We start from the raw sequence: 26171 nt of genomic DNA, 5'->3' as shown, positions 1-26171 counted from the left end.
TGTTTGCGATTAATGAGGATTACGGAGGTATCTGAGGCAAGTCAATGCCGTTTTTCGTCGAGATCGCCAGCAAGCGGCGCTGATCCGGGCCGGTTCGACAGCACGTGACAGCTCCCTGCCCCAACGGTTGACGCTGGAGCAGCGAGACTAAGGCACTGGCAGGTTTATACTATTTCAGCGGGCGATGATCAGCTCGATGCCGCGGCGCTCGAACTCGCGGGCATCCTCATCGCGGATCCCGTCATCGGTGATAAACGAGTGAATCACGTCCAAAGTGCCAAGCCGCGTGAACGAAGTGCGGTTGATCTTGGTCGAATCCGCCACCAGGTAGACGTGCTGCGCCGCCTTGATCATCGCCTGCTTGAGCTGCAGGTCGGCAAAGCTCGGATAGGTGAGTCCCGCCTCGAGCGACACGCCGGCGGTGGCGAGGAACAGCTTGCCGGCGAGGATATCGCGGAAATACTCCACCGATTTGTCGCCGCTGAGCGACAGGGTCGGCGCCTTGAACTGGCCGCCCGGCATATGCACGGCAAAGCCCGGCACCGCGCCGAGGATCAGCGCGATGTTGAGCGCGTTGGTGATCACCGTCAGCTCGCGCCGCTGCAACAGCCCATGCGCGACCTCGGTGGTGGTCGAGCCGGCATCGAGGATGATCGTCTCGCCATCACCGACCAGCGATGCGGCCCGCACCCCGATCCTGCGCTTTTTGTCCATGTTCTCAAGGTGTTGCAGGCTCAGCGTCTCGACCTGCCGGGGCAGTGTCTTGAGGAACGCGCCGCCATGCTCCCTGGTGATGTAGCCGTCGGCCTCCAGCCGTTCGAGATCCTGCCGGATCGTCGCTTCGCTGACTTCGAACGCAGCCGAGAGGTCGCGCACCCGGGCGCTGCCCTCTTCCTGCAGCCATTCGAGAATCTTGCGCCGCCGCGGCTCGGCCAACAGTCCGCTCAGCGTGCCGGCGTCGACGCCGCCGCCTGCCTTGCGGTCCTGCCGGCGGATGCTTTTCTGCTCGTTCATCTCTCAGGCGCGCCTCTGCTGACCTCTGGCAAATTACCGTGGCGGCCGGGTTTTCCGCAACCCGCACACTTCGGATATCTAGCGACTATATGCCAAACGAAACCATTCGCAAATTTTCGATAGTGACGAGCGGCAAACAATCGGTTAGTTGTCGCAGCAAGATGCATGGGAGGCAGCGGCAGCAAGCCCGCCTACCCCGAATGCTGGAGGAGGCAGTTTTGACGTTCCCGGCTTCCGCCGAACTTCGCAACGATCCGGTCGCGCTGATCCGCGACAAGGCGCTGTGGATCCGCCGGCGCAGTTTCCAGATGGTCTACGAGGCGCAACTGGGTCACCCCGGTGGCGATTTCAGCGCCGCCGACGTGCTGGCGACGCTGTATTTCGGCGTGCTGCGCCACGACCCCGCCGATCCACGCAACCCGGCGCGAGATCGTTTCGTGATGAGCAAGGGCCACTGCACCGGTGCCTTTTATGCCGTGCTGGCCGCCGCCGGGTTCTTCCCGGAAGCGCAGCTCAGTACCTACATGCAGCCGCTGTCGCTGCTCAACGGCCACCCCAACCGCAACTACCTGCCAGGCGTGGAGACCAATACCGGCCCGCTCGGTCATGGCCTGCCGGTCAGCGTCGGCATCGCCATTGCCGGCCAGATCGACAATGCCGATTTCCGCACTTTCGTGCTCACCGGCGACGGTGAGTTGCAGGAAGGCAGCAACTGGGAAGCAGCGCTCACCGCCGGTCACCGCAAGCTCGAGAACCTGACGCTGATCATCGACCGCAACCGGCTGCAACAGGGGGCGCGCACCGAGGAAACCGCCAGCCTCGACCCGCTCGACGACAAGTGGCGCGCCTTTGGCTGGCATGTCGAGGTGGTCGACGGCCACGATCACCGCGCCCTCTACGAGGTGCTGAGCAAGTCGCCTAAAGGCCGCGGCAAGCCGCTCTGCGTCATCGCCAACACTTTCAAGGGCAAGGGCGTCAGCTTCATGCACGACAACGTCGCCTGGCACCACGGAGTGCCCAACAAGGAACAGTACGAGCAAGCCATGCGGGAACTCGCCTGATGAGCGCCGCCGCCCCTGCCCCTGCCGGCTGGCACGATTGCCGCGATACCTTCTCGAAAACCGTCGAGGCACTGGCCGAAGCCGATCCGCGTATCGTCACCGTGGTGAGCGACAGCGTCGGCTCGTCCAAGCTGGTCAATTTCCGCAAGCGCTGGCCCGAGCGCATGGTCAATGTCGGCATCGCCGAACAGACCGTGGTGGCAGTGGGCGCCGGCCTCGCCAATGGCGGCAAGATCCCCTTCGTTTCCGCCGCCGCGTGCTTTCTCACCGCCCGGGCGATGGAGCAGATCAAGGCCGATATCGCCTACACCAATGTCAACGTGAAGCTGATCGGCCAATCGAGCGGTGTCGCCTATGGCGAGCTCGGCCCGACCCACCATTCCATCGAGGATATGGCCTGGCTGCGGCTGCTCAACAACCTGACGCTGATCGTCCCCTCCGACCCCTGGGAAACCGAGCAGGCGATCCGCGTCGCGGCGGCGCTCGATGGCCCGGTGTTCATCCGGGTGAGCCGCATGCCGGTGCCCGACCTGCCGCGCAGTAACGCGCGCTTCGAGATCGGCAAGGCCGAAACCCTGCGCGACGGCAACGATCTCGCCATCATCGCCAATGGCGTGATGGTGCACCGGGCGCTGGCCGCGGCCGAAGCCCTCGCCGCCGACGGCATCGCCGCGCGGGTCATCAACATGTCGACGGTCAATCCGCTCGACGAGGCAACCATTCTCGAAGCGGCAAAGACCGGCGCCGTCGTCACCGTCGAAGAGCACTCGGTGCGCGGCGGCCTCGGCGGTGCGGTGGCCGAAGTCTTGGCGACGCACGATCCGGTGCCGATGCGCATCCTCGGCTTCCCCGGGTTCCTGCCTACCGGTTCGGCCGACTGGCTGCTCGAGCATTTCCATCTGAACGCCGCCGGCATCGCCGACGCGGCGCGCCAGCTCCTCGCCCGCAAATGAGCAACGGGCTGATCCTCGCCATCGACCAGGGCACCACCAACACCAAAGCTCTGGCGTTCGACGCCGAGGGGCGGGTGGTTGCCAGTGCCTCGGTGCCGATGGCGGTCAGCTATCCACAGCCCGGCTGGGCCGAGCAATCGGCGACCGACATCTGGCAGAGCGTCGCGCACGTGATCGCCGAGGTAGTGGCCAAGGTCGGGCCGGATCTGGACGCGCTGGCGATTTCCAACCAGCGCGAAACCATCGTGGTGTGGGACAGCCGCACCGGCGCGCCCATCGCTCCGGCCATCCTCTGGCAGTGCCGCCGCTCAGCCCCCGCCTGCGCCGCCATCCGCGCCGCCGGGCATGGCGAGCTGATCGAAGCCCGCACCGGGCTCGGCATCGATCCGTTGTTCCCGGCAGCCAAGCTTGCCTGGATCCTCGACCATGTCTCCGGCGCTCGCGAGGCTGCCACAGCCGGGAGTTTGCGCGCCGGCACCATCGACGCCTGGCTGCTCTGGAACCTGACCGGAGGCGAGCACGCCACCGACCATTCCAACGCCTCGCGCACCCAGCTGTTCAACACCGAGGCGCTGGCCTGGGACGAAGAGCTCGGCCGCATCTTCAACGTGCCGCTTGAGCTCCTGCCAAAAGTCCGCCCCTCGGACAGCGCCTTCGGCACCGTGGCCGCGGGTGTTTCGGCACTCGCCGCCGGCACTCCCATCCACGCCATGATCGGCGACTCGCATGCGGCTTTGTTCGGTCACGGCGTCCGCGAACCGGGCACGGTGAAGGCGACCTACGGCACCGGCTCGTCGCTGATGACGCTGACCACCGGCCGCATCATGAGCCGCAGCGGCCTCTCCTCGACCATCGCCTGGAGCACCAGCGCCGGCGTCGCCTACGCGCTCGAGGGCAATATCTCGGTCTCCGGCCAGGCCGTCGCCTTCATGGGAAGCCTGCTCGGCCTTGCCGATCCCGCCGCCGTCGCCGCACTGGCCGCTACCGTGTCCGACAGCAATGGCGTGATCTTCGTGCCGGCCCTGGTCGGGCTCGGCGCCCCCTACTGGGATCCAGACGCCCGCGGCAGCATCTCGGGCCTGGCGCTCGGCACCACCCCGGCGCACCTGGCGCGCGCCGCCGTCGAGGCCATCGCCTTCCAGGTCAGCGACGTCTTCACCGCCATGGAAACCGACCTCGGCCAGCCGCTGGCCCGGCTCTCCGCCGATGGCGGCGCGGCGCGCAACGACATGCTGCTGCAGTTCCAGGCCGACCTGCTCGGCCGCCCGGTGCTGCGCGGCGAGCTGCCCGAAGTCAGCGCCGCCGGCGCCGCGCTGCTCGCCGCGACGGGCCTCGGCCGCAACACCACACGGGCCACCAAGGCGCAACGCCAATTCACCCCGCAAATGTCCGCAGCGCAGCGCAATGCCGCGCTCTCGGGCTGGCTGAGCGGCGTCGGCCGCGTGCTGCAGCGCGACCCCATCACCTGAACCAACCGCCCCGGGCGGAGCAACAAACGAGGGAGAACAACAAGATGAGCAAGCTGCGCTTCGGAGCCGGCATCTGGCACTTTGCCACCTATGTCGACCGCTATGCGACCGACGGCTATGGCGAGCCGCGCAACGTCATCGAGGCCATCGACCTCGCCGGCAAGGTGCGCGACCTGAGCGTCGTCGACATCAACTACCCGTTCTTCGGCGGCGAATTCAGCAACGCTGAGATCAAGACGGCGCTCGACCGCAACAAGCTTGGCGTCATCGGCATCACCCCCGAGATCTACACCCGCGAGTTCAGGAAGGGCGCCTTCACCAACCCCGACCCCGGCATCCGCCAGCGCGCCCACGAACTGATCACCGAAGCCGCCGGCGTGGTGCGGGCTTTCGGCGCCGAGTACGTCAAGCTCTGGCCCGGCCAGGACGGTTGGGATTACCCGTTCCAGGTCGACCACGGCACCTTGTGGAAGAACTCGCTCGATGGCGTTGGCCGCCTCGCCAGCGAGAACCCGGATTTGAAGTTCGTCATCGAATACAAGCCGCGCGAGCCGCGCGTGCATATGAGCTTTGACTCGCTGGCGCGGACGCTGCTCGGCATCGAGAAGATCGGCCTCCCCAATGTCGGCATCCTGCTCGATTTCGGCCACGCCATCTTCGGCGGCGAATCGGCGGCAGACTCCGCCCAGATGGCCATCGACTACGGCCGGCTGTTCGGCATGGATGTCAACGACAACTACCGCTCCTGGGACGACGACCTGGTGGCCGGCAGCCTCCACCCGATCGAGCTGTTCGAGTTCTTCCATGTCCTGCGCAAGAACAAGTGGGACGGCGTCTGGCAACTCGACCAGTTCCCCTTCCGCGAAGACAGCGTCCAGACCGCCGACCACGCCATCGACTTCCTCAAGGCGGTAGACCGCGGGCTGGAAGCGCTGGATCTGAAGGCGCTGCGCAAGGCCCAGGAAGACCACGACGCGATCTCTGCGCTCCGCATCGCACAGAAGGCGCTGTTCGGGGCGTTTTAGACCCGGAACCCGCTGTCGTTGGTGAGCTGTGGCCGCACGCTCTGTGAGCCACTGCCGCTTCACCAAACTCGGTGTCATCCCAGCGAAAGCTGGGACCCAACTCGCCGCAGCGCAAGTGGGTAGATGGGTCCCAGCTTTCGCCGGGATGACACCGGTGGGGTAGGATAGCTTGTGCCTGCCGCAAAGCCCGTTCCGGGTCCCAAATCGGACAAGCTGCCGCACCGACAAATGGGGCACTTTCCAACCGCCTCGACGCCACCTATACCCGATGCACACACTGAGCTGGGGACGGGACGCTGCCGGGATTTTCGCCTGACGTCGCATTGGGAACATTGTGTGCCTTGCCATTTCTGGCATGCGTCCTCGCCTATGCGCTGCAGGGTCGATTATCCTCAGGAGCGGTGTATGTCACCGGCGGCGTCGCAGCCCTGCTCTTCCTCGTCACCCTGCTGCTGTTCCCGCAGGTTTCAGCGGGCGACGCGCTGGTCTACCGCATCGAGTGGATCCCGCAGCTCGGGCTCAACCTGACGCTGCGCATGGATGGCCTCGCTTGGCTGTTCTGCGTGCTGATCACGCTGATCGGCCTGCTCGTCGTGCTCTATGCGCGCTACTACATGTCGCCCAAGGATCCGGTGGCGCGCTTTTATGCGCTGCTGCTCGCCTTCATGGGGGCGATGCTGGGGCTCGTGCTCTCCGGCAACATCATCCAGCTCGCTGTGTTCTGGGAGCTGACCAGCCTCGTCTCGTTCCTGCTCATCGGCTACTGGTACCACCGCGGCGATGCGCGCGATGGCGCCCGCATGGCGCTGATCGTTACCGGCATGGGTGGGCTGGCGCTGTTCGTCGCCATGCTGCTCATCGGCCATATCGTGGGCAGCTACGAGCTCGACGATGTGCTGGCTTCGGGCAGCACGCTGGTCGATAGCCCGCTCTACCCGGTGACGCTGATCCTGTTCCTGCTCGCCGCCTTCACCAAGAGCGCGCAGTTCCCGTTCCAGTTCTGGCTGCCCAACGCCATGACGGCGCCAACCCCGGTCTCGGCCTATCTCCACTCGGCGACCATGGTGAAGGCCGGCGTGTTCCTCCTCACCCGCTTCTGGCCGGTGATGTCGGATTCCGAGCTCTGGTTCGCCATCGTCACCTATACCGGGCTCGCGACGCTGATCTTCGGGGCTGCCGCGGCCTTGTTCCAGCGCGACCTCAAGGGCCTCCTCGCCTATTCGACCATCAGTCACCTCGGCCTCATCACCACGCTGCTCGGCATGGGGACGCCGCTCGCTGCCGTCGCGGCGATCTTCCACATCGCCAACCACGCCACCTTCAAGGCCTCGCTGTTCATGGTGGTGGGCATCATCGACCACGAGACCGGCACCCGCGACGTGCGAAAGCTCAGTGGGTTGTGGCGGTTCATGCCGTTCACCGCCACCTTCGCCATCATCGCTTGCGGCGCCATGGCCGGGGTGCCGCTGCTCAACGGCTTCCTGTCGAAGGAAATGTTCTTCACCGAAACGGCGGAGTTCCACCCCGACATCTTCGTCAACTACTCGCTGCCGATCGGCGCGACCATTGCCGGCATGCTGAGCGTCGCCTACTCGATCAAGTTCGTGCATGGCGTGTTCTTCGGGCCACCGCCAACCGAACTCGACCGGGTGCCGCACGAACCGCCGGCCTTGATGCGGCGGCCGATGGAACTCTTGGTAGTGGTCTGCCTCGCCGTCGGCATCATCCCCGGCATCACCATCGGGCCGTTCCTCGCCGCGGCAGTGCAGTCGGTGCTCGGGCCCGACACGCCCTATTACAGCCTCTCAGTCTGGCACGGCTTCAACTGGCCGCTGCTGATGAGCCTCCTCGCCATGCTCGGCGGCGTGGTGATCTACGTGCCCTATTACCGGCGCTTCCGCGATGTCGACGGACTGCCCTTGCTGACCCGCTTCCGCGGCCAGCGTATCTTCGAACGCCTGCTGCTGAACGCCACCAACAAATGGGCGCGCAGCTTCATCGAGCTGTTCGGCACGCAACGGCTGCAGCCGCAGATCTTCATCGTGGTGCTCCTGGCGCTCGCCGCGGGCGTCGCGGCCGGCTGGGCCCGCATGGGCAACCTGCCGCTGCCGGAAAGCTTCGATCCGGTGCTCGGCCTCGTCTGGCTCGTGGGCGGCATCAGCGCCATCGCCGCCGCACAGCAGGCCAAGTTCCACCGGCTCGCGGCAATGATCCTGATGGGCGGCGCCGGGCTCGCCACCTGCATCACCTTCGCCTGGCTGTCGGCGCCCGACCTGGCGCTCACCCAGCTGCTCGCCGAAATAGCCACCACGGTGCTGATCCTCTTGGGCCTCCGCTGGCTGCCCAAGCGCCTGCCGGTGCCGGAGGACCTGACGCTGAAGATGCGGCTCAGGCGCCTGCGCGACGTCGGCCTCGCGGTGTTGGTCGGGCTGGGCGCCGCCCTCTTGAGCTACGCCGTGATGACCCGCGACGCTCCCCTGGGCATCTCGGAGTTCTTCCTCGCCAACGCCTACAAGGAGGGCGGCGGCACCAACGTGGTCAACGTCATGCTGGTGGATTTCCGCGGCTTTGACACGATGGGCGAGATCACCGTGCTCGGCGTCGTGGCGCTCACCGTGTTCGGCCTGTTGCGCCGCTTCCGGCCGGCCGTCGACAGCGCCGAGCGGCCCGAGCAGCAGCGCCTGCTCGATGGCAGCGCCGACGGCCAGCGCGTCGCCGACGATTTCCTGCGCATCCCCTCGCTGATCATGAGCTGGCTGTTCCCGGTGGTGATCCTGATCGCCATCTACATGCTGCTGCGCGGCCACGACCTGCCGGGCGGCGGCTTCATCGCCGGCATCATCATGTCGCTGGCCTTTATCCTGCAATACATGGCCCGCGGCACCCGCTGGGTCGAAGAGCGGCTGCGCGTCCTGCCGGTGCTGTGGATCGGCTGGGGCCTGCTGCTCGCCATGCTGACCGGGCTGGGGGCGATGGCGCTGGGCGCGCCGTTCCTCACCTCGGCTTTCGCCTATGCCGAGATCCCGCTCATCGGCAAAATCCCGCTGGCGACGGCGCTGCTGTTCGACCTGGGCGTCTTTGCCCTGGTGGTCGGCGCCACCGTGCTGATGCTGATCGCGCTGGCGCACCAGTCGATCCGCCGGCCCAAGCCTGCCGGATCGGCCAAACCCAGGGAACGCGAGGGGCTGGCAAAATGGAACTGATCCTTGCCGCCGCCATCGGTGTGCTTGCTGCCTCCGGGGTCTATTTGATCCTCCGCCCCCGCACCTTCCAGGTAATCATCGGGTTGTCGCTGATCTCCTACGCGGTGAACCTGTTCATCCTCGCCATGGGCCGGCTGCGCATGGATGCGGCGCCGATCCTCGATGGCGCCAACGCCAACCCGGCCGACTATGTCGATCCGGTGCCGCAGGCGCTGGTGCTCACCGCCATTGTCATCGGCTTTGCCATGACGGCTTTGTTCCTCGTGGTGCTGCTCGCCGCCCGCGGCTTGACCGGCAATGACCATGTCGATGGGAAGCTCGACTGATGGCCGAGCTCAACCACATCGCCATCCTGCCCATCCTCGTGCCGATGGCGGCGGTGATCGCCAACCTGCTGCTGGGCAACCTCAGGCCCGTCAGCCGGGTGCGGCTCAACATCGCCTTCAGCGTCGTGCTGCTGCTGGTTTCGATCCTCTTGCTGGTGGTGCTGGCGCGATCGGATGGGAACCTCGCAGCAGTCTACCCGCTCGGCAACTGGCCGGTGCCGTTCGGCATCGTCTTGGTCGCCGACCGGCTGGCGGCGGTGATGGTGCTGGTCACCTCGATCCTGTCGCTCGCGGCCCTCCTCTATGCCTCGGCGCGCTGGCACAGCCGCGGCAGCAACTTCTTCCCGCTGTTCCATGCCCTGACCATGGGGCTCAACGGCGCCTTCTTGACTGGCGACCTGTTCAACCTGTTCGTCTTCTTCGAACTGCTGCTCGCCGCCTCCTACGGGCTGACGCTGCATGGCGGTGGCCGCAACCAGGTGAAGGCGGCGCTGCACTATATCGCCATCAACCTCGTCGCCTCGTTCCTGTTCCTCATCGGCGTGGCGCTGATCTACGCCACCACCGGCACGCTCAACATGGCCGATATCGGCCGCGCCGTGCCGCTGATCGCCCCCGATGATCGCGGGCTGTTCGATGCCGGCGCTGCGGTGCTGGGGGTCGCCTTCCTGATCAAGGCCGGCTCCTGGCCGCTGCATTTCTGGCTGCCGCGCACCTATTCTTCGGCGGCGCCACCCGTCGCGGCCCTGTTCGCGGTGATGACCAAGGTGGGGTTCTACGCCATCCTCAGGCTCTGGACCCTGGTCTTCGCCAACGCCTCGGGCCCGGAACTGGCGTTCGGGCAGAACGTGCTGCTGGTGCTGGGGCTGGCGACCATCGCCTATGGCAGCATCGGCGCGCTCTCCAGCAAGGCGCTCGACCGGCTGGCGAGCTACCTGATCCTGGTTTCGGCCGGCACGCTCCTCCTCGCCGTCGGCTACAACGCGCCAGGGGTGACCAGCGGGGCGCTCTATTATGTGGTGGCCGCCACCCTCGCGGCCGGGGCGTTGTTCCTGCTCAAGGATGTGATCGACCAGATCCTGCCGGCCGAAGCCCAGGTGCTGGCCGTGTCGCTCGAAATCTACGGCGACGAGGAAGAGGCGCCCGATGACAGCGACGAGGTCAGCCGCACCCTGCCCGGCGCCGCGACGCTGGTCAGCTGGTGCTTCGCCATTGCTGCGCTGATCATGGCCGGCTTGCCGCCGCTCTCCGGGTTCGTCTCGAAATTCGCCATGATCTCGGCAGCGCTCGGCGCCGGCCCGACTGCCGCCACCTGGTGGTTCATCGCGGCGCTGATCGGCTCGGGGTTCCTGGTGCTGGTGGCGATGGTGCGCAACGGCATCAACATCTTCTGGACCTCGCTGCCCGACAGCGACGTCCCGCGGGTCCGTACTGCCGAAATCGTCCCGATCGTCGCGCTCCTGGCGCTCTGCGTGCTGCTGGCGCTGGCCGCCGGGCCGGCGATGGCGTTCTTCGCCGAGACGGCGGCATTCATCCACTCGCCGCAGGGCTACATGGATGTGGTGCTGCCCATGGGGACTGCGCCATGAAGCGCCTGCTCCCCTATCCGGTTCTCGCCGCGCTGCTGCTGCTGATGTGGCTGGTGCTGCAGCAATCGATCGGCTTGGGCCAGATCCTGCTCGGTGGCGCCGTTGCTGTTGCCGCCGCGCTCGCCGCCAGCGCCATCCTGCCCGGGCGCGTGCGTTTCCGGGGCCTCACCAGCCTGCTGCAGCTGGTGGCGGTGGCCGGCATCGACATCATCCGCTCCAACATCGCGGTGCTGCTGATCCTCATCAACCCGAGGGCTGAACCCTCGGCGGGCTTCATCAAGATGGAATTGCAGCTGACCAACCAGTTCGGGCTGGCGGTGCTGGCCTGCCTCCTCACCGCGACGCCGGGCAGCGCCTGGCTCGAATATGACGGCGAGCACAACACCGTGCTGATCCACGTGCTCGACCTCGCCGACAAGGACGAATGGATCGCCACCGTCAGGCACCGCTACGAGCGGCTGTTGCTGGAGATTTTTCAATGAGCCAGATGATCCTCGACTGGAGCCTCCTCGCCGCCCAGCTGATGCTGGGCGTCTGCATGCTGGCAACGCTCTACCGCATGGTGCGCGGCCCCCGCGCCCAGGATCGGATCCTGGCGCTCGATGCGCTCTATGTCGTCGGCCTGCTGCTGCTGGTGACGCTCGGCATCCGCACCGGCTCTACGATCTATTTCGAGCTCGCCATGCTGATCGGCCTGCTCGGCTTCGTCGGCACGGTGGCGCTGGCCAAGTTCCTGATGCGCGGCGAGGTGATCGAATGATCGACGAGCTGCCGCTCTGGCTTGCCATCCTCGTCTCGGTTTGCGTCGTCGTCGGCGCCGGCCTCACCATGGCCGGGTGCCTCGGCCTCGTCCGCTTCCCCGATTTCTACCGTCGCATCCACGCCCCCACCATGGGCACCAGCATGGGCGGCGGCCTGATCCTCCTGGCTTCAGCGATCTTCTTCACGGTGACGGAACAGCGCCTGGTGATCCACGAACTGGTGATCTTCCTGTTCGTCACCGTCACCACGCCGGTAACGCTCATGCTGCTGGCGCGGGCGACGCTGTTCCGCGATAGGATTGAGGAAGCGAGGGACGGAACGCCCCCTTCCGGCGAGGCAAAGGACTGACTGCAAGCCTGTCGCAAGCTTGCCGATGCAAGGTACTTCGGTCGTGAATCGAGGTGCCGAAAATGACCAAGCCAGACGCAACCATCGTCCGCGAAGTGTTCGACCTGACCGGCGCGCGCTGGACCGTGCCGGTGCTGGTGGCGCTGGAAACCGGCCGGCTGCGCTTCGGCGAAATCGCCCGCGATGTCGGCGGCGTGGCCCAGAAGCAGCTGGCGGCGACGCTCAGGGAACTGGAGCGCGACGGCTTCGTCGAGCGCACCGCCTTCGCCACCATCCCGCCGCGGGTCGAATACGAGCTCACCGAGCTGGGCGAGGAACTGGTCGGCGGGGTCAAACGGCTGGGCTCGATCGCGCTGAACAACCGCGACCGTATTGCGACGGCGCGCCGGCAGTTTGCCGAACGGGCTGAGACTTCGGCTTCGATCTAGCACCAGCGGCGCAGTCGGCGACCCTCTCCCGCCTGCGGGGGAAGGGGGACCAGCCGAAAGGCTGGTGGGAGGGGGGTGCCGCAGACTCTGGCCTGTGCCCCGTCCGCTTACGATCAATGCGTGGGGCACCCCCCTCCCACCACGCTTTCGCGTGGTCCCCCTCCCCCGTAAACGGGAGAGGGAGTCCCGACTGCCGATTTCCGCGCCTAGACCACCATCACATCTTGTGTTCAGCGTGGTCGCAGGTCACCGCCGGGTTGAACGGCATCAGGTCGCCTGCCGGGTTGGTGCGGTAGAGCCAGACATGCTGGTCGTAATGCGGCATGAAACCATGCGCCTCGTCGCCGGCGGTCGCCGGGTCGTCGGCCATGTGGTCCCAGGCGCGCCCGTTGAGCACCAGTTCCTCGGTCTTGCCCGACGCATCCCAGGCCGCCTGGAACACCAGGTTCTCCACCGCCACCAGTTCGAGCGTGCCATCGGCCTGCGGCTCATAGATCAGCACCGAGGGCTTCATCCAGTCGGTATAGGTGCTCTTGCCGTCGACCTTGGGGGCGGTGCCAGTGATCTCGAGCTGGCCCGGGTGAATGTAGTGGAGCCCCATGGCGCCGAGTTCCGGCGGCAACCCCGAATTGGCGGCCGACACGCAGTGATTTTCGGGCAGGATGTAACCATCCGCCAGCGCCACGTTCACATCCTTGTACTTGTCCACGGCCTTGCGCATGTCGTCGAGGCTGACATCGGCGGCCGACGCAACCATCGGGCAGAACGAAGCAGCCAGTGCAAGCAGAACCAGTCTTCTCATGTTCTTCCTCCCACGCGAGACGCCGCAGGCGGGCGGCCGGCGGCTGCGAGGAAGGCAGCATATCACGCCGCTAACAAGCGTATCCAGTAACAGCTGATGCCAGATTCATCAGCGATGACACGTATTTACCAAGACCATTTCGCAACCATGCGATGCACTTCGCGCGCTGTGACTGAGGATGTGCTAGTGATTATGCGCCAGGATGATTTCACCGCCTCGTTCGAACACTGACTTTGGTCGCCACCATGCAGCGGACTTTTGTCGCTCTACTCCTGATCTGCTTCAGCCAGGCGGCAGCGGCAGCAGAAGCCGTGGGCCAGCCGCCGACCTGGGCAGATATCAACCCCATCGTCACCAAGCACTGCGTGATGTGCCATTCCGCCCAGGGCGCCGGGAAAGGCCTGCGCCTCGACAGCTACGCCCTGGCGATCGCCGGCAGCAAGGATGGCCCGGTGCTGCTGCCGGGCGACCCCGAAGGGAGCGAGCTGGTCCGCCGGCTCAAGGGCATCAGCACCCCGCGCATGCCGTTCTTGAGCTACCCGCTGGCAGAGGAGCAGATCGCGCTGTTCGTCCGCTGGGTGGAGGCGGGGATGCCGGAGGAGTAGCCGAGGAACGTGCAGTCGGCGCACCCTCTCCCGTTTACGGGGGAGGGGGGACCACGCGAAAGCGTGGTGGGAGGGGGGTGCCCCGGTCCGATCCGGATAGATCGCTGACAGTTTAGTCCGGATACATGGCTGACAGGAGGACCTGTCGATGCCGTGGGAAGCGACGTCAGTGATGGATGCGAAGGTGCAGTTCGTGGCGGACTGCCTTGTTGGCGATGAGCCGATGAGCGTTCTTTGCGAGCGCTACGGCATCAGCCGACAGACCGGTTACAAGTGGCAGCGGCGCTTTGCTGAGGAAGGCGCCGGTGGGCTTGAGGAGCGCTCGCGGGCACCGCACCATCATGGCCGAGCGACGCCGGCCGATGTGGTGGTTGAACTGATCGAGGCTCGCCTGCGCAAGCCCTATTGGGGACCCAAGAAGCTGCTGGCGATACTGAGCCGTGAGCATCCGGACTGGCCGTGGCCGGCGCCGAGCGGTTGCCGATCTGCTGCGTCGCGAGGGACTGAGCCAGCCGCGTCGCCGACGCCGGCGAGCGCTGACGATCGAGCAGCCCTTTGCCCAAGTGGCAGCTGCCAACGACGCCTGGTGCATCGACTTCAAGGGCTGGATCCGCACATCCGACGGCACGCGCTGCGATCCCCTGACGGTGAGCGATGCCCGTAGTCGATACCTGTTGGGGCTTGAGATCATCGAGCCTGTCACCGAGGCGGTCAGCAAGGTCACCGACCGATTGTTCCGCGAGCACGGTCTGCCCAAGGCCATGCGTTCCGACAACGGTTCACCCTTCGCTTCTACCGGCGCAGGCGGACTGACCCGGCTATCGGCGCGCTGGGTCAAGATGGGGATCGACCTGGAACGGATCTATCCGGGCAAGCCGCAACAGAACGGCCGGCACGAACGTATGCACGGCACCCTGAAGGCTGAGACCTGCGATCCACCGGCCGATACGGCAGCCCAGCAACAGCGCCGGTTCGAGGCCTTCCGGCACGAGTACAACTTCGAGCGCCCCCATGAGGCGCTCGACCAGAGACCGCCGGCCGAGCTCTACAGCGACTCCCCGCGCCCGTTCTGCGAGCGACTTGAGGATCCCTCCTATGGGCCGCACGAGCAGGTTCGCCGGGTACGAGCGAGCGGCGAGGTCAGGTGGCGTGGCGGAATGATCTTCGTCTCCGAGGCCCTCATTGGTGAGGTCGTCGGCATCACCGAGCGTGACGACGGACACTGGTTGGTCCGCTTCGCCAACGTGCCCCTCGTCCTCATCGACCGCTACACCCAGAAACTCTCAAGGTTCGGACCAGCTCGACCAGCCCCCAACACCGTGAAAACTGTCAGCGATGTATCCGGACAATAGTGTCAGCGATCTTCCCGCTTGCTCACACAAACTCTGGCCTCTGCCCAGTCCGCTTACGATCAGTGCGTGGGGCACCCCCCTCCCACCACGCTTTCGCGTGGTTCCCCCTCCCCCGCAAGCGGGAGAGGGTACGCCGACTGCCCATACCGGTGACTACCTTATTTGGCCGCTAACGCCCCGATCCCCCCACCGATCGCCACGTTCAGCGCCACATAGTTGCTCGCATATTGCCGCGTCGACGTTGCCAGCTGGGCCTTGGCGTCGAACAGGCTGCGTTCGGCGTTGAGCACGTCGAGGATCTGCCCCTGCCCTTCCTGGTAGCTCTTCCGCGCCAATTCGAGCTGCCGCTGCGCGCTGTCCGACACCTTGGTCGCGGCATCGATGCTGCGGCCGTCGCGACGCACCGCGGCCAGCGCGTTTTCGGTCTCCTCGATGGCGCCGCGCACCGCGCTCTGCCAGCTGAGATAAGCCTGGTTCACTTTCGACAACGCCGCCTGGTGGTTGGCCTTGGCCCGCCCGCCATCAAGGAACGGCAGGCTGAGCGTCGGCCCGAACCCCCAGCTGGTGGTGTTGCCGCCGGCCAGCGCCGCCAGCTGAATATTGCCGCTGAGCGTGATCGACGGATACAGCTGCGCCTCGGCGATCCCGGCATTGGCGGTCGCCGCCAGCAGCGCCCGCTCGGCCGCCTGGATGTCCGGCCGCTGCCGGATCAGGTCGGCCGGAACGCCGGCATTGACCTTGGCCCGCGGCCAGGGCTGCGGCGCGCCCTTGATCAGGTCCTTTTCGATCGCGCCCGTTGATTGCGCCGTCAATGTCGCCAGCCGGTTGAGGCTGCGCACGAACCCCAGCTCCTGGCTCGGCAGCTGCAGCGAGGCGGCATCGAGGGCGCTTTGCGCCTGCAGCACGTCGAGCTGCGAGCCGGCGCCGTTAGAAAGCAGCGACTGGGTCAGCTCCAGCGTCTGCTGGCGAGTGGCGAGGCTCGAGCGGGTGAGCGCCAGCGATTCCTGATAGTAGCGCAGGTCGATATAGGCGTTGGTGAGTTCCGACAGGAAGGTCAGCCGCGCCGTGTCGGCCGAGAGGTAGGCCTGATCAAGACCGGCCTCGGCGGCCTTCCTCAAATTGGCATACTGCCCGAACAGATCGAGCATCCACGAGGCGGTCGCGCCATAGGTGACCGACGAACTCGATGCCCCCGAGCCCCCGCTTTCGCGCCCGGCGACGCTGCCCGAGGCCGAGGGCAGCACGGTGGCGCCGACGGCGATCATGCCGGCATTGGCCTCGTTGATCCGCTCCACCGCCTGGGCGATCGAGAGGTTCTGGCTGAGCCCGCGGTCGATCAGCCGGCTCAGCCGCTGGTCGCGGAACGCCGTCCACCACGCCTTGTTGCTGTTGTCGACGGAAACTCTAGCGTTAGACGAGGCGCTAAACGCGGCGGCCACCGTCATCTGCGGCTTCTGGTAGGCGAGCGACGAACAGCCCGCCAGGAGCGCCGCGATGCTGACGGCAACGAGCAGTCGGGGCAGGCGCGCGGCGCGCGCCTGCAAAGCCGGTGCGGTGATCATGATCAGTCCTTGGGTTATCGGATCAGTGCGGGGCGAGATCAGCCGCCGCAGGCGTTGGATGATGCTGCGCCGGCTCGCGCCGACGCAGCACACGCTTGACCAGTCCGCTCAACGAGTCGGTGTAGGTCAGCATCACGGGAACGACGACCAGCGTCAGCAGCGTCGAGCTGATCAGCCCGCCGATCACCGCATGGGCCATCGGCGCGTTCTGGCTCGAGCCTTCGTGGAGGCTCAGCGCCAAGGGCAGCATGCCGAACACCATGGCGAGCGTCGTCATGATGATCGGGCGGAAGCGGGTGACCCCGGCTTCGACCAGCGCGTCATAGAGGTTCCAGCCCTCGCGCACGTGCTGGTTGGCATTGTCGACGAGCAGGATGGCGTTCTTCACCACAAGGCCCATCAGCATGATGAAGCCGATCATCGACATCATGTTGAGCGTCGAGCCACCGATCAGCAGCCCGACCAGGACGCCGATCAGCGACAGCGGCAGCGCCATCATGATGGCAATGGGCTGGACGAAACTGCCGAACTGGCTGGCCAGCACCAGGTAGATGAACACCACTGCCAGGAGCAGCGCCGAGCCGGCAGAGGAGCCGATATCGCCCAGCTGCTCGGCATCGCCGCCCATCGACATGCGGTAGCCGGCAGGCATCTCGATCGCATCGATCGCCGCCTGGATCTTGGGCATCAGCTCGCCGATATTGGCGCCGCTGATATTGGCGTCGACCGTCACCTGCCGCGACAGGTCCTGCCGGTTGATCTCGGCCGGGCCGGTCGAGGTCTCGATCTCGGCGATGTCGCCGAGCCGGATCACCGCGCTGTCATTGCGGCTGATCGGCAGGTTGGAGAGCAGCTCGACGCTGTTGCGCTCGCCTTCCGGCAGCCGCACCACCAGCTTGTAGGTTTCTTCCGCCGGCGAGGTCCATTCGCTGACCTCTTCGCCACTGAGCATTGGCTGCAGCACCGCACCCACCTGCTGCAGCGAGATGCCGGCTTCGCTGGCAAGCTCGCGGTTGACCCGGATGCCGACGATCGGCTGCGCCGCATCGAGCGAAGTTTCGATATCGGTGAGGCCGGGGATCTGGGCGAGCTTTGCCGCCAACTGGTCGGTGAGGTCGCCGAGCACCGCAAAACTGTCGCCATAGGCGGTGACCTGGATCGGCTTGCTCAGGCTGCCAAAGCCGCTCGAGACGCCGACAATGGTCTTCACCCCGGGCACCTGAGCGAGAAGATCTCGAACTGGCGCCGTCATTTCGTGCGGCATCAGCTGGCGTTCGCCCGGCGGCACCATGGTGACGACGACGGTGCCGGCATTATTGCTCGATACGCCCTGCCCGCCGGCGACGGTGGCATAGGTGCGCTTCACTTCGGGCAACGTGCGCAGCAGCGCTTCCACCTGCCGGACCTTCTGGCCGGTATAGTCGAGCGATGAGCCCTGCGGCGTCTCCACTTCGACCTGGAACTCGCTGTTATCGGTCGCCGGCGTCACCTCGAAGCCGACCAGCGGCACCAAAGCGAAGCTGGCAAAGAACAGCACCACGGCCGTACCAAGCGTCGTCATCCGATGCCGCAGGCACCAGCGCAGCAGCGCCCGATAGCCGCCGGCGCACCACTCGAAGAAATGGTCGAACTTCGCCACCGCCCGGCCGAGCGGGCCGCGCCTGGCGCCCGGCTCGGAATCCGGGTCGTGCCACACCGACGACATCATCGGGTCGAGCGTGAAGGCGACGAACAGCGAGATCAGCACCGCCACCGAGACGGTGACGCCGAACTGCAGGAAGAACCGCCCCATGATGCCGTCCATGAAGGCGACGGGGAGGAACACCGCGACGATCGACAGCGTCGTCGCCAGCACCGCGAGACCGATCTCGTTGGTGCCGTCGAGCGCCGCCTGCACATGGTTCTTGCCCATATGCAGGTGCCGCATGATGTTCTCGCGCACCACGATCGCGTCGTCGATCAGGATGCCCACCGACAGCGACAGCGCCATCAGCGTCATCATGTTGAGCGTGAAGCCGAGCGCAAACAGCACCGTCATCGTGCCGATGATCGAGATCGGCAGCGTCAGCGCGGTGATGACGGTCGAACGCCACGAGTTGAGGAACAGGAAGACGATCAGCACGGCGAGCCCCGCGCCCTCGACGATCATGTTCTGCACCGTGTGGAACGACTGCTCCACCGGCACGGCATTGTCGGCCACCACGTCGATGCTGACGCCCTCGGGCAGCTCGCGCTCCTGAAGCCGCTCGAGCTCCTGGTGCACGGCCTTCGCCACGCCCACGGTGTTGGCGCCCTGCACCTTGATGATGTTGATCGCCAGCGCCCGCTCGCCATTGATGAAGGCGAGACTTTCCTCGTCGCCCTGCCCCTGGGTGATGGTCGCCACATCGCCGAGCCGCACGGCCTGACCGCCGGTGCGCGACACGATGATGTTACGGAAATCCTCGACATCCTCGAGCCGGCCTTCGACCTGGATGGCGCGCGACACCGCGCCCTCGGTGATGGTGCCGGCCGGCAGGTCGAGATTGTTCTGCCGGATCGCTGAGATCACCTCGGACATGCTGACGCCGAACCCGTCGAGCCGGTCCGGATCGACCAGCACGTCGAGCTGCTCCGGCACCCCGCCGACCAGATCGGCGCTGCCGACGCCCGGGATATTGCGCAGCCGGTTGACCACCACGTCATCGGCCAGCTGCGTCAGCTCGCGCGAGCTGAGTTTGTCGGAGCGGATGGCCAGCGACATGATCGGCATGGCGTTGGGGTCGAACCGCAGCACCCGCGGCTTGTCGGCATTATCGGGCAGGTTCGCTTCGATGCCGGCGATCTTGTCGCGCACCTCCTGCACCGCGTCGACCGAGCTCACCTCCATGTCGAACATCATGATGATCATCGCAGCGTTCTGCTGCGCGATCGATTGCAGCGTATCGATGCCGCTGATCGAGTTCACCGCGTCTTCGATCGGCTTGATGATGTCGTTTTCGACCGATTGCGCCGAGGCGCCGGGATAGTTCACCACCACCGCGACGACCGGCAGGTCGATATTGGGCATCTGCTCGATGGAGAGGCGCGAGTAGGAGTAGAGGCCGAACACCAGCAGCGCCACCATGACCATGGTGGCAAAAACCGGGTGGCGGACGCTGATCTTGGTGAGGAACATGGCTCAGTTCTCCACCACGGTGACGCGCATGCCGGGCTTCAGATCATCGAGCTGGCCGGAGACATAGCTCTCGCCGGCCACGAGGCCCGAGGCGAGCTCGGTCATCCGGCTCGACGCCCACTTGCGCGCAATCTCGACCGGCTGACGCACCAGCGCCCCATCGGCGATCCTGAGGATATGCGTCCCCTCGTCATCCTCGCGCAAAGCCGCGTCCGGCACGGCAAACGCCCCCTGCGTTTCTTCGATGACGATGCTGCCCGAGGCGAACATGCCACCACGCAGCTTGCCTTCGGGGTTGGGCACCGAGATCAGCACCGGCACGGTGCGGGTGCCTTTGGCCGCGACCGGGCTGACGCCCTCGACGGTCGCGGCAAAACTCTGGCCGGGCAGTCCCTCGACCGTAAGGGATACCCCTTGCCCCGGTGACAGCTTCGGGCTGGCGCTCACCGGCACATAGGCGGTCATTTCCATCATCGCGAGATCGACGAGATCGAACAGCGCCGCCCCTGATGTGATCAGCTGGCCCGGCTCGATCGAGCGCGCTGCGACGATGCCGTCGAACGGCGCGGTGATGGTGGCGTTGCGGATCACCAGTTCGGCGCCCGCAACCTGCGCCTCGAGCGCCGCGAGGTTGGCCTTCAGCGCTTCGATCGAGGCTTTCTCGGATTCGACCGTGGCGCTGGGGGTGAGGCCGCTATCGGCGAGGCGCAGGGTGCGCTCGAGCTGGTTCTCGGCCTGCGCCAGTTGCGCGCGAGTGGCTGCCGCAGTGCTGCGCTGCTGGCTCAGCTGGATCTGCGAGGTCTCGACATCGACCGTCGCCAGCACATCGCCTGATTTCACCTGGTCGCCGATCCGCGCGTCGACGCTTTTAAGCGTGCCGTTGACCTGCGAGGCGATGGCAATGGAACGCCGCGGCATCAGCGAGCCCGTTGCTTTGAGCGTTTCGGCCAGCGTCGTGGGAGCCGCCGTCGCGACGTCGATGGTCAGCAGGCGCTTCACCACATCCGCGGCCGGTGCGGCGGCTTCGGTCGGGGTCGAGGCCTGCGGCGCAAGGAACTGCGGCAACACGAACACCGCGAGGCCGACCACCACCACGGCAGCACCGGCCCACATCCACGGGAAGCGCGCCGGCTGGATGCCGGCCGCCAGCAGCGCCCGCTTCTTCAGTTCGCGCCGGCTCAGCGCCCACTCGGGTTTCGCAGCGGGCTGGATTGCGGGCTCGTCCATGGCGCAGTCCTCAGGGTGATGGGTCCAAACGTCTCGCCGCCCTGGGAGACCCGGGGCATTGCGAGCGATGGCTTGTCTGCCGCCAAGCTTGCATGAACCTTGCGTGGCCCCGGCGCAGCGCGCATGGGTCGGTTGCGCGGGCCGCCTCGGGCGGCGCAAGCTTTCGGCAAGCTTGATCGGCGATGACGACGAAGGAGGTGCCGATGCGGCTATTGCTGGTTGAAGACGAGCCCGACATGGCGGCGCTGCTGCGCGCGGCGCTGGAGAAGCACGATTTCGTCACCGACCACGTGCCCTCGATCGAGTTCGCCATCGAGGCGATCGAGACGGTGGCGCATGACCTGGTGATCCTCGATCGGCAGCTCGGCGATGGCGACGGCGCCTCGCTGATCGCCCATATCCGCAAGCGCCGCCCGCACACCCCGATCGTCGTGCTCTCGGCCATGGGCGGCGCCCACCACCGTATCGAAGGCCTGAACCTCGGCGCCGACGATTATCTGGCCAAACCCTTCGTCGTCGACGAGCTGGTGGCGCGGCTCCGGGCCGTACTGCGACGGCCCAGCCAGGTGGAAACCGCGCCGTTGGCGATGGGCAACCTGTCGCTCGACCTCAACCACGGCGACGTGTTCGTTAATGGCGAGAAGGTCGATCTGCCGCGCCGCGAATACCTGGTGCTCGAAAGCCTGATGCGCCGGTCCGGCCGCACCGTGCGCCGCGCCGCGCTCGAGGAAGACGTCTACGGTTCGGACGACGAGATCCAGTCCAACTCGCTCGAAGCCCACATCTCGCGCCTCAGGCGCAAGCTCGCCGAAGCCGGCAGCACCGTCGAAATCCATCCGGTGCGTGGCGTCGGTTACCTCCTCAGGCAGTCATGACCCGCAAACCCAAAATCGTCCGGCTCGAACGCCGCCTCACCCGCCGCATGATCCAGGTGCAGGCGGTGGCGCTGTTGCTGTTCTTCGCACTGGTGGTGTTCCCGCTCGGCATCTACCCGGCGCTCCGCTTCATCGATGCGCCGCCGCTCGACCCAGGCAATTCCGCGACCTTCGCCGAGGCGATCCGGCCGGCCGCCGGCGGTGGCGCCGAAATCGAGATGACCTCCAAGCTGAAGCAACTGATCGCCGACAGGCCGGCGGTCTGGTTCGTTGCCGCGACCGAGGCGGGCACCGAGGTTTCCTACGGCAAGATGCCCATCTACTACGAGGAGCTGCACGGCGAGCTCTGGCAATTCGCCTCGGTCGACGTCCGCCCGCGCGCCGGCTCCCAGGCCGATGGCTTGCAGCTCGAAAAGCACCAGAGCCAGATCGGCGACGTCATGGTGGTCTCGGGCGGTGGGCGGACCATCGGCGTCGTGTCGTTCGTTGCCGGCTTCTGGGCCCTGTTCAGCCTGGCCCTCCTCGCCATCACCAGCATTGCCACGACCATCATCATCCCCAAGGTGATCCGCCGCGAGCTGCGCGGTTTGAAGCAGGCCGCCGAGCAGGCCGAACTGATCGATATCGATGCCCGCGGCACGCAGCTGCCCACCGAGAACGTGCCGCAGGAGGTCCGCGCCCTGGTCGACGCCGTCAATGGCGGCCTCGCCCGGCTCGACAAGGCCTATGCGCAGCGCGAGCGCTTCCTCGCCGACTCGGCGCATGAACTCCGCACCCCCATCGCCATCCTGCAGACCCGGCTGGAGACCGCCGAGCCCTTCCCCGAAAAGGCCCGGCTGCTGATGGATGTCGCCCGCCTCTCGAGCCTCGCCGACCAGCTGCTCGACCTGCAGCGCATGGACCTGGGTGAAACCACGATGGAGCCGCTCGACCTGGTCGAACTCGCCGGCACCGTGGTCAGCGATCTCGCGCCGCTCGCCCTCAACGCCGGCTATGAACTGGGGCTCAACGCCCCGGATCACCCGGTGATGATCCGCGGCGACGAAGGCAGCCTCACCCGCGCCCTCGCCAATGTGGTGCAGAACGCCATCGTCCATGCCGCCAATCACGGCCAGATCGTCGTCGAGGTCAGCCCCAACGGCACCGTTTCGGTAATGGACGATGGCCCCGGCATCGCCCCGGCCGACCGCGAACGCATCTTCGAGCCGTTCTACCGCATCAAGCCCCTCGCCACCGGCGCCGGCCTCGGCCTCAACCTCGTCGCCTCCATCGTCCAGCGCCACAAAGGCCGCGTGGCGGTCACGGAATCCCCCACGGGCGGCGCAAGATTCTCGATGCTGCTGCCGCTGGCGGAGGGGTAACGCCGACCGCGCAGTCGGCGTGCCCTCTCCCGCCTGCGGGGGAGGGGGGACCACGCGAAAGCGTGGTGGGAGGGGGGTGCCCCACGCACTGATCGTAAGCGGACCGGGCAGGCGCCAGAGCCTGCGGCACCCCCCTCCCACCAGCCTTTCGGCTGGTCCCCCCTCCCCCGTAAACGGGAGAGGGCGCGCCGACTGATAGTCTTGTGCCCCTACGAAGCCAAACTGATATGCGAGGTCGTGTCCCGCGCGATGTAGCTCTGGATCTGCCGCACGATCTGCGCCGCGTGGCCGGCGGCGAGCTTGTCCGCCAGTTCCGCATCCCCGGCAGCCACCGCCGCCACCATCGCCTCGTGCTCGTCGACATATTGGCGCGGCAGGGTGTCATCGAAGCTCTGGTAGTAGAGCCGCAAAATCCGCCGCCCTTCGTCGAGCAGCCGGGTGAACAGCCCGGTGAAATAGCTGTTGCCGCCGGCGGCGGCGATCGCCACGTGGAAATCGCGGTTGGACTGGATCATCTTCAGCGCATCGCGCTGCGCCACCGCGTCGGCATAGGCGGCCTGGAGCTTCCGGATCGTCACCATATCGCTGTCGCGCCGGTGCACTGCGGCGCCGCGCGTCGTCACCCGGTACATCAGCGTCAGCGCCTCGAAATAGATCGGCAGCTGCACGAAATCGATCGACGAGACGATGGTGCTGCGGTTGGGCAGCGTCGTCACCAACCCCTCGGCCGAGAGCCGTACCAGCGCCTCGCGGATCGGGGTGCGCGACATCTCGAACTGCTCGGAAAGCCCCACCTCGTCCAGCGGCGCGCCCGGCTCCAGCGTCAGGTCGAGGATCGACTGGCGCAGCTTCTCATAGACGGTCTGCGCCCCCTGCCCGCGCACCCGCACCGGCTCGCTGCCATCCGGCGCCGTCTTGCCCTTCTTTGTCGCCCCGCGCATAGCAGCCACGACGATTCTCCTGCATTCAGCCTGCTCTCGGCGCTAGAAAGCCGGTTCCACCGGCGATTGCAACGGCTGCTTCCGGCTATGCCTGTTCTGCACCCCTCCCCCTTGAGGGGAGGGGAGCTAGGCCTCGAGCAGCCACACCAGCATGCCGCCCGCCTGGCGATTGGCCCAGAGGTGATAGGGGATCGCCGTAAAGCGCGTCGGCTCCAGCGTCGAAGGCGCGTTGCGATAGAGCGCCCCACCCCAGCCGGCATCACCAGCCTTCACGGCGCCGCCGCTGAGCGTCACCGCGCCGCCGAGCAGGTCGGGATCGAACGCCGTCTCGATCGCCGCCCCCGGCGCCAGCCGCAGCCGCTGCGGCACAAAGCCGTTATCGACCTCTTCGAGGCAATAGACCACCGGCCCGCGCTTCAGCGCCACCCGCCCGGCATCTTCGGTGACTTCGGGGTTGGCGTAGAGCCGCTCGACCGGCATGGCGAAACCGATCCGCACCTCGTCGCCGGCCCGCCACTCGCGTTCGATGGTGGCATAGCCCTTGGTCACCTCAAGCGGCACGAAGGCGCCGTTGACGCTGAGCTTCGCCTCGCCGCACCAGCCCGGCACCCGCAGCCTGAGCGCAAAGCGCTTCGGCGTCGCCGGCGAAATGCCGAGCCGGATGTCGCCATCCCAGGGATAGCGCGTCTCCTGGCTGAGCTTGACCACGGTATCGCCCAGCACCGCCTCGGCGGTGTTGGCGCCATAGAGGTGCACCGCGAGCTCGTCGGGCTTCGTGGTATAGAAATAGCTGCCGAGCGAGGCGATCAGCCGGGCGATATTGGTCGGGCAGCACGGGCAATAGTGCCACTTCCAGCGCCTGTTATCGCCGTGGCTCTCGAGCACATTCTCGTAGAAATAGTGCTCGCCATCGCGCGAGATCCCCGACAGCGCGCCGTTGAACAGCACCAGCTCGACATGGTCGGTGAAGCGCCCGTCGAGCTCGATCTGCGCCATGCGATGGCCCCAGAACGCCAGCGCCACCGCCGCGCAGGTCTCGGCATAGGCGGTGACGTTGGGCAAGTCATATTCCCGCGTGAACCCCTCATTTGCATGCGCCGGCCCCAACCCGCCGGTGACATAGAGCTGCCGCCCGGTGAGGTTGTCGAACAGCCGGTCGCAGGCGGCGAACAGGCTGAGATCGCCGGTCTCCGCCGCCACATCGGCCATCGCCGAGAACAGGTACATGGCGCGCACCGCATGGCCCACCACCTGGGTCTGCTCGCGCACCGGCATATGGGCCTGGCTGTAGGAGTAATCCTTGAAGATGTAATCCCTGGGGTCCTTGCCACGCCGCCGCGCCTCCTCGTCGTAGTAAGCCGGCTGCTGGCCGCGCTCGTTGACGAAGAATGTCGCGAGGTCGAGGTGCCGCTGGTCACCGGTGATGCGATGCAGCTTGATCAGCGCAATCTCGATCTCTTCATGCGCATCATAGCCGCGCAGTTTCCCCGGCTCGGCCCCGAACGTGTCGATGATATGGTCGACGGCACGGCTCATCACCTCGAGGAAGCGCCGCTTGCCGGTCGCCTCGAAATAGGCGACGGCCCCCTCGAGCAGGTGGCCCATCGAATACATCTCGTGCAGGTCGCGGAGGTTGGTCCAGCGCTTCTCCGGCTCGCGCCGGATGAACCACGAATTAAGATAGCCATCCGCCAGCTGCCCCTTGGCCAGCTGCTCGACGATCTCGTCGATCTTTGCTTCGAGCTCCGGGTTGGGATGCGCCTTCAGCGTATAGCTCGCCGCCTCGATCCACTTGCCGAAATCGCTGTCGAAGAAGTGCTGCATGGAAAGCCCGCTCGGCTGGATCGGGCGAACCAGCGGCGCCGGCGGCAGGTGGAAGTTCAGCACCTCGAGGAACCCCTCCTCGTCGAGCCGCTGGTGCTGCGTCGGCACGGTGACCTTACGCACCGTCTCGCTCCAGCTCTCCCAGAACCCGCCAGTGAAATCGACCTTGGCGTGGTCAACGGGAGTGTAGCGATCGAGGCGTGGATTGGAGGGGGCGGACATTGGGATGCCTGGTTTCAATAGTTAGGTGTTCACTGATCAGCGCCACAACCACGGTGTCATCCCAG

22 protein-coding genes and 1 pseudogene are annotated in these 26171 nt (G+C 66.3%); 16 read left to right on the top strand and 7 right to left on the bottom strand.

Annotated features, from left to right (window positions below; all coding sequences use genetic code 11):
* Positions 1-174 precede the first annotated feature (174 nt).
* Positions 175-1014 (bottom strand): DeoR/GlpR family DNA-binding transcription regulator, encoded by an 840-nt coding sequence (locus ACSQ23_RS27690; protein WP_436092618.1) that lies wholly within the window; start codon positions 1012-1014, stop codon positions 175-177.
* A 308-nt stretch (positions 1015-1322) separates the two neighbouring features.
* On the opposite strand from ACSQ23_RS27690, the gene ACSQ23_RS27685 reads away from it, so the two are divergent.
* From ACSQ23_RS27685 to ACSQ23_RS27635, 11 genes are all read left to right on the top strand, one after another.
* Positions 1323-2075, top strand: a complete 753-nt coding sequence (locus ACSQ23_RS27685) for a transketolase (protein WP_436092690.1) — start codon at positions 1323-1325, stop codon at positions 2073-2075.
* Positions 2075-3028 carry a transketolase family protein gene (locus ACSQ23_RS27680; protein WP_436092617.1) on the top strand — a complete coding sequence of 318 codons (954 nt, stop codon included), beginning with the start codon at positions 2075-2077 and terminating at the stop codon, positions 3026-3028. Before ACSQ23_RS27685 ends, ACSQ23_RS27680 begins: the two co-directional genes overlap by 1 nt.
* A complete protein-coding gene (locus ACSQ23_RS27675; RefSeq protein ID WP_436092616.1) occupies positions 3025-4497 on the top strand; it encodes an FGGY family carbohydrate kinase in 1473 nt (490 codons plus the stop codon). The genes ACSQ23_RS27680 and ACSQ23_RS27675 overlap by 4 nt, the downstream gene beginning before the upstream one ends.
* A 44-nt stretch (positions 4498-4541) precedes the next feature.
* On the top strand, positions 4542-5522 hold the full coding sequence (locus ACSQ23_RS27670; protein ID WP_055883486.1) for a sugar phosphate isomerase/epimerase family protein: 981 nt from the start codon (positions 4542-4544) through the stop codon (positions 5520-5522).
* A gap of 323 nt (positions 5523-5845) precedes the next feature.
* Positions 5846-8725 (top strand): monovalent cation/H+ antiporter subunit A, encoded by a 2880-nt coding sequence (locus tag ACSQ23_RS27665; protein ID WP_436092615.1) that lies wholly within the window; start codon positions 5846-5848, stop codon positions 8723-8725.
* Positions 8716-9051 carry a Na+/H+ antiporter subunit C gene (locus ACSQ23_RS27660; RefSeq protein ID WP_055883493.1) on the top strand — a complete coding sequence of 112 codons (336 nt, stop codon included), beginning with the start codon at positions 8716-8718 and terminating at the stop codon, positions 9049-9051. The genes ACSQ23_RS27665 and ACSQ23_RS27660 overlap by 10 nt, the downstream gene beginning before the upstream one ends.
* The gene (locus ACSQ23_RS27655) at positions 9051-10640 is read left to right on the top strand and encodes a monovalent cation/H+ antiporter subunit D (RefSeq protein WP_244488576.1); all 1590 of its coding nucleotides are present in this window, start codon (positions 9051-9053) and stop codon (positions 10638-10640) included. The genes ACSQ23_RS27660 and ACSQ23_RS27655 overlap by 1 nt, the downstream gene beginning before the upstream one ends.
* Positions 10637-11122, top strand: a complete 486-nt coding sequence (locus ACSQ23_RS27650; RefSeq protein WP_056004184.1) for a Na+/H+ antiporter subunit E — start codon at positions 10637-10639, stop codon at positions 11120-11122. Before ACSQ23_RS27655 ends, ACSQ23_RS27650 begins: the two co-directional genes overlap by 4 nt.
* Positions 11119-11400 (top strand): K+/H+ antiporter subunit F, encoded by a 282-nt coding sequence (locus tag ACSQ23_RS27645; protein ID WP_056004181.1) that lies wholly within the window; start codon positions 11119-11121, stop codon positions 11398-11400. Before ACSQ23_RS27650 ends, ACSQ23_RS27645 begins: the two co-directional genes overlap by 4 nt.
* Entirely contained in the window at positions 11397-11750 is a 354-nt protein-coding gene (gene mnhG / locus ACSQ23_RS27640; protein WP_436092614.1) for a monovalent cation/H(+) antiporter subunit G, read from the top strand. Before ACSQ23_RS27645 ends, mnhG begins: the two co-directional genes overlap by 4 nt.
* 62 nt (positions 11751-11812) lie before the next feature.
* A complete protein-coding gene (locus ACSQ23_RS27635; RefSeq protein WP_055883506.1) occupies positions 11813-12178 on the top strand; it encodes a winged helix-turn-helix transcriptional regulator in 366 nt (121 codons plus the stop codon).
* A 217-nt stretch (positions 12179-12395) separates the two neighbouring features.
* Here ACSQ23_RS27635 and ACSQ23_RS27630 read toward each other — a convergent pair whose 3' ends face one another.
* Complete coding sequence (locus tag ACSQ23_RS27630; RefSeq protein ID WP_055883510.1) at positions 12396-12980, bottom strand: hypothetical protein; 585 nt, start codon at positions 12978-12980, stop codon at positions 12396-12398.
* 245 nt (positions 12981-13225) lie between these two features.
* Here ACSQ23_RS27630 and ACSQ23_RS27625 point away from each other — a divergent pair, with 245 nt between their 5' ends.
* The 3 genes and pseudogenes from ACSQ23_RS27625 to ACSQ23_RS27615 all read left to right on the top strand — a co-directional run bounded on the left by ACSQ23_RS27625 (position 13226) and on the right by ACSQ23_RS27615 (position 14937).
* A complete protein-coding gene (locus tag ACSQ23_RS27625; RefSeq protein ID WP_436092613.1) occupies positions 13226-13585 on the top strand; it encodes a c-type cytochrome domain-containing protein in 360 nt (119 codons plus the stop codon).
* 148 nt (positions 13586-13733) lie between these two features.
* Positions 13734-13973, top strand: a pseudogene (locus ACSQ23_RS27620) (helix-turn-helix domain-containing protein); the annotation flags it as partial.
* Positions 13974-14025: 52 nt separating this feature from the next.
* Positions 14026-14937, top strand: a complete 912-nt coding sequence (locus tag ACSQ23_RS27615; RefSeq protein WP_436092612.1) for an integrase core domain-containing protein — start codon at positions 14026-14028, stop codon at positions 14935-14937.
* Between the two features lie 158 nt (positions 14938-15095).
* Here the strand turns inward: ACSQ23_RS27615 and ACSQ23_RS27610 are convergent, their stop codons facing one another.
* Genes ACSQ23_RS27610 through ACSQ23_RS27600 form a run of 3 tightly spaced genes read right to left on the bottom strand, consistent with a single transcriptional unit; the run spans position 15096 to position 20883 of the window.
* Positions 15096-16499 carry an efflux transporter outer membrane subunit gene (locus tag ACSQ23_RS27610; RefSeq protein WP_436092611.1) on the bottom strand — a complete coding sequence of 468 codons (1404 nt, stop codon included), beginning with the start codon at positions 16497-16499 and terminating at the stop codon, positions 15096-15098.
* Positions 16500-16521: 22 nt separating this feature from the next.
* Positions 16522-19656 (bottom strand): efflux RND transporter permease subunit, encoded by a 3135-nt coding sequence (locus tag ACSQ23_RS27605; RefSeq protein WP_436092610.1) that lies wholly within the window; start codon positions 19654-19656, stop codon positions 16522-16524.
* Between the two features lie 3 nt (positions 19657-19659).
* Positions 19660-20883 carry an efflux RND transporter periplasmic adaptor subunit gene (locus ACSQ23_RS27600; protein ID WP_436092609.1) on the bottom strand — a complete coding sequence of 408 codons (1224 nt, stop codon included), beginning with the start codon at positions 20881-20883 and terminating at the stop codon, positions 19660-19662.
* A gap of 203 nt (positions 20884-21086) precedes the next feature.
* On the opposite strand from ACSQ23_RS27600, the gene ACSQ23_RS27595 reads away from it, so the two are divergent.
* The gene (locus ACSQ23_RS27595) at positions 21087-21758 is read left to right on the top strand and encodes a response regulator transcription factor (protein ID WP_436092689.1); all 672 of its coding nucleotides are present in this window, start codon (positions 21087-21089) and stop codon (positions 21756-21758) included.
* Positions 21755-23119 carry a sensor histidine kinase gene (locus ACSQ23_RS27590; protein ID WP_055883525.1) on the top strand — a complete coding sequence of 455 codons (1365 nt, stop codon included), beginning with the start codon at positions 21755-21757 and terminating at the stop codon, positions 23117-23119. Before ACSQ23_RS27595 ends, ACSQ23_RS27590 begins: the two co-directional genes overlap by 4 nt.
* 209 nt (positions 23120-23328) lie before the next feature.
* Here ACSQ23_RS27590 and ACSQ23_RS27585 read toward each other — a convergent pair whose 3' ends face one another.
* Positions 23329-24060, bottom strand: a complete 732-nt coding sequence (locus ACSQ23_RS27585; RefSeq protein ID WP_055883528.1) for a GntR family transcriptional regulator — start codon at positions 24058-24060, stop codon at positions 23329-23331.
* A gap of 126 nt (positions 24061-24186) precedes the next feature.
* Positions 24187-26106 (bottom strand): glycoside hydrolase family 127 protein, encoded by a 1920-nt coding sequence (locus ACSQ23_RS27580; RefSeq protein WP_436092608.1) that lies wholly within the window; start codon positions 26104-26106, stop codon positions 24187-24189.
* Positions 26107-26171: the final 65 nt, after the last annotated feature.

The organism is Devosia sp. LjRoot16, from assembly GCF_964252795.1.
Lineage (GTDB): Bacteria > Pseudomonadota > Alphaproteobacteria > Rhizobiales > Devosiaceae > Devosia_A.
This window is presented reverse-complemented; position numbering and strand designations above follow the sequence as displayed.

Bases quoted from the DNA above. Each gene is read 5' to 3' on its own strand.
- ACSQ23_RS27645 (WP_056004181.1), top strand. From the start codon at position 11,119: ATGAGCCAGATGATCCTCGACTGGAGCCTCCTCGCCGCCCAGCTGATG.
- ACSQ23_RS27625 (WP_436092613.1), top strand. From the start codon at position 13,226: ATGCAGCGGACTTTTGTCGCTCTACTCCTGATCTGCTTCAGCCAGGCG.
- ACSQ23_RS27590 (WP_055883525.1), top strand. From the start codon at position 21,755: ATGACCCGCAAACCCAAAATCGTCCGGCTCGAACGCCGCCTCACCCGC.
- ACSQ23_RS27605 (WP_436092610.1), bottom strand. From the start codon at position 19,656: ATGTTCCTCACCAAGATCAGCGTCCGCCACCCGGTTTTTGCCACCATG.
- ACSQ23_RS27595 (WP_436092689.1), top strand. From the start codon at position 21,087: ATGCGGCTATTGCTGGTTGAAGACGAGCCCGACATGGCGGCGCTGCTG.
- ACSQ23_RS27580 (WP_436092608.1), bottom strand. From the start codon at position 26,106: ATGTCCGCCCCCTCCAATCCACGCCTCGATCGCTACACTCCCGTTGAC.
- ACSQ23_RS27610 (WP_436092611.1), bottom strand. From the start codon at position 16,499: ATGATCACCGCACCGGCTTTGCAGGCGCGCGCCGCGCGCCTGCCCCGA.
- ACSQ23_RS27635 (WP_055883506.1), top strand. From the start codon at position 11,813: ATGACCAAGCCAGACGCAACCATCGTCCGCGAAGTGTTCGACCTGACC.
- ACSQ23_RS27650 (WP_056004184.1), top strand. From the start codon at position 10,637: ATGAAGCGCCTGCTCCCCTATCCGGTTCTCGCCGCGCTGCTGCTGCTG.
- ACSQ23_RS27670 (WP_055883486.1), top strand. From the start codon at position 4,542: ATGAGCAAGCTGCGCTTCGGAGCCGGCATCTGGCACTTTGCCACCTAT.
- mnhG (WP_436092614.1), top strand. From the start codon at position 11,397: ATGATCGACGAGCTGCCGCTCTGGCTTGCCATCCTCGTCTCGGTTTGC.
- ACSQ23_RS27675 (WP_436092616.1), top strand. From the start codon at position 3,025: ATGAGCAACGGGCTGATCCTCGCCATCGACCAGGGCACCACCAACACC.
- ACSQ23_RS27660 (WP_055883493.1), top strand. From the start codon at position 8,716: ATGGAACTGATCCTTGCCGCCGCCATCGGTGTGCTTGCTGCCTCCGGG.
- ACSQ23_RS27680 (WP_436092617.1), top strand. From the start codon at position 2,075: ATGAGCGCCGCCGCCCCTGCCCCTGCCGGCTGGCACGATTGCCGCGAT.
- ACSQ23_RS27585 (WP_055883528.1), bottom strand. From the start codon at position 24,060: ATGCGCGGGGCGACAAAGAAGGGCAAGACGGCGCCGGATGGCAGCGAG.
- ACSQ23_RS27600 (WP_436092609.1), bottom strand. From the start codon at position 20,883: ATGGACGAGCCCGCAATCCAGCCCGCTGCGAAACCCGAGTGGGCGCTG.
- ACSQ23_RS27630 (WP_055883510.1), bottom strand. From the start codon at position 12,980: ATGAGAAGACTGGTTCTGCTTGCACTGGCTGCTTCGTTCTGCCCGATG.
- ACSQ23_RS27685 (WP_436092690.1), top strand. From the start codon at position 1,323: ATGGTCTACGAGGCGCAACTGGGTCACCCCGGTGGCGATTTCAGCGCC.
- ACSQ23_RS27655 (WP_244488576.1), top strand. From the start codon at position 9,051: ATGGCCGAGCTCAACCACATCGCCATCCTGCCCATCCTCGTGCCGATG.
- ACSQ23_RS27690 (WP_436092618.1), bottom strand. From the start codon at position 1,014: ATGAACGAGCAGAAAAGCATCCGCCGGCAGGACCGCAAGGCAGGCGGC.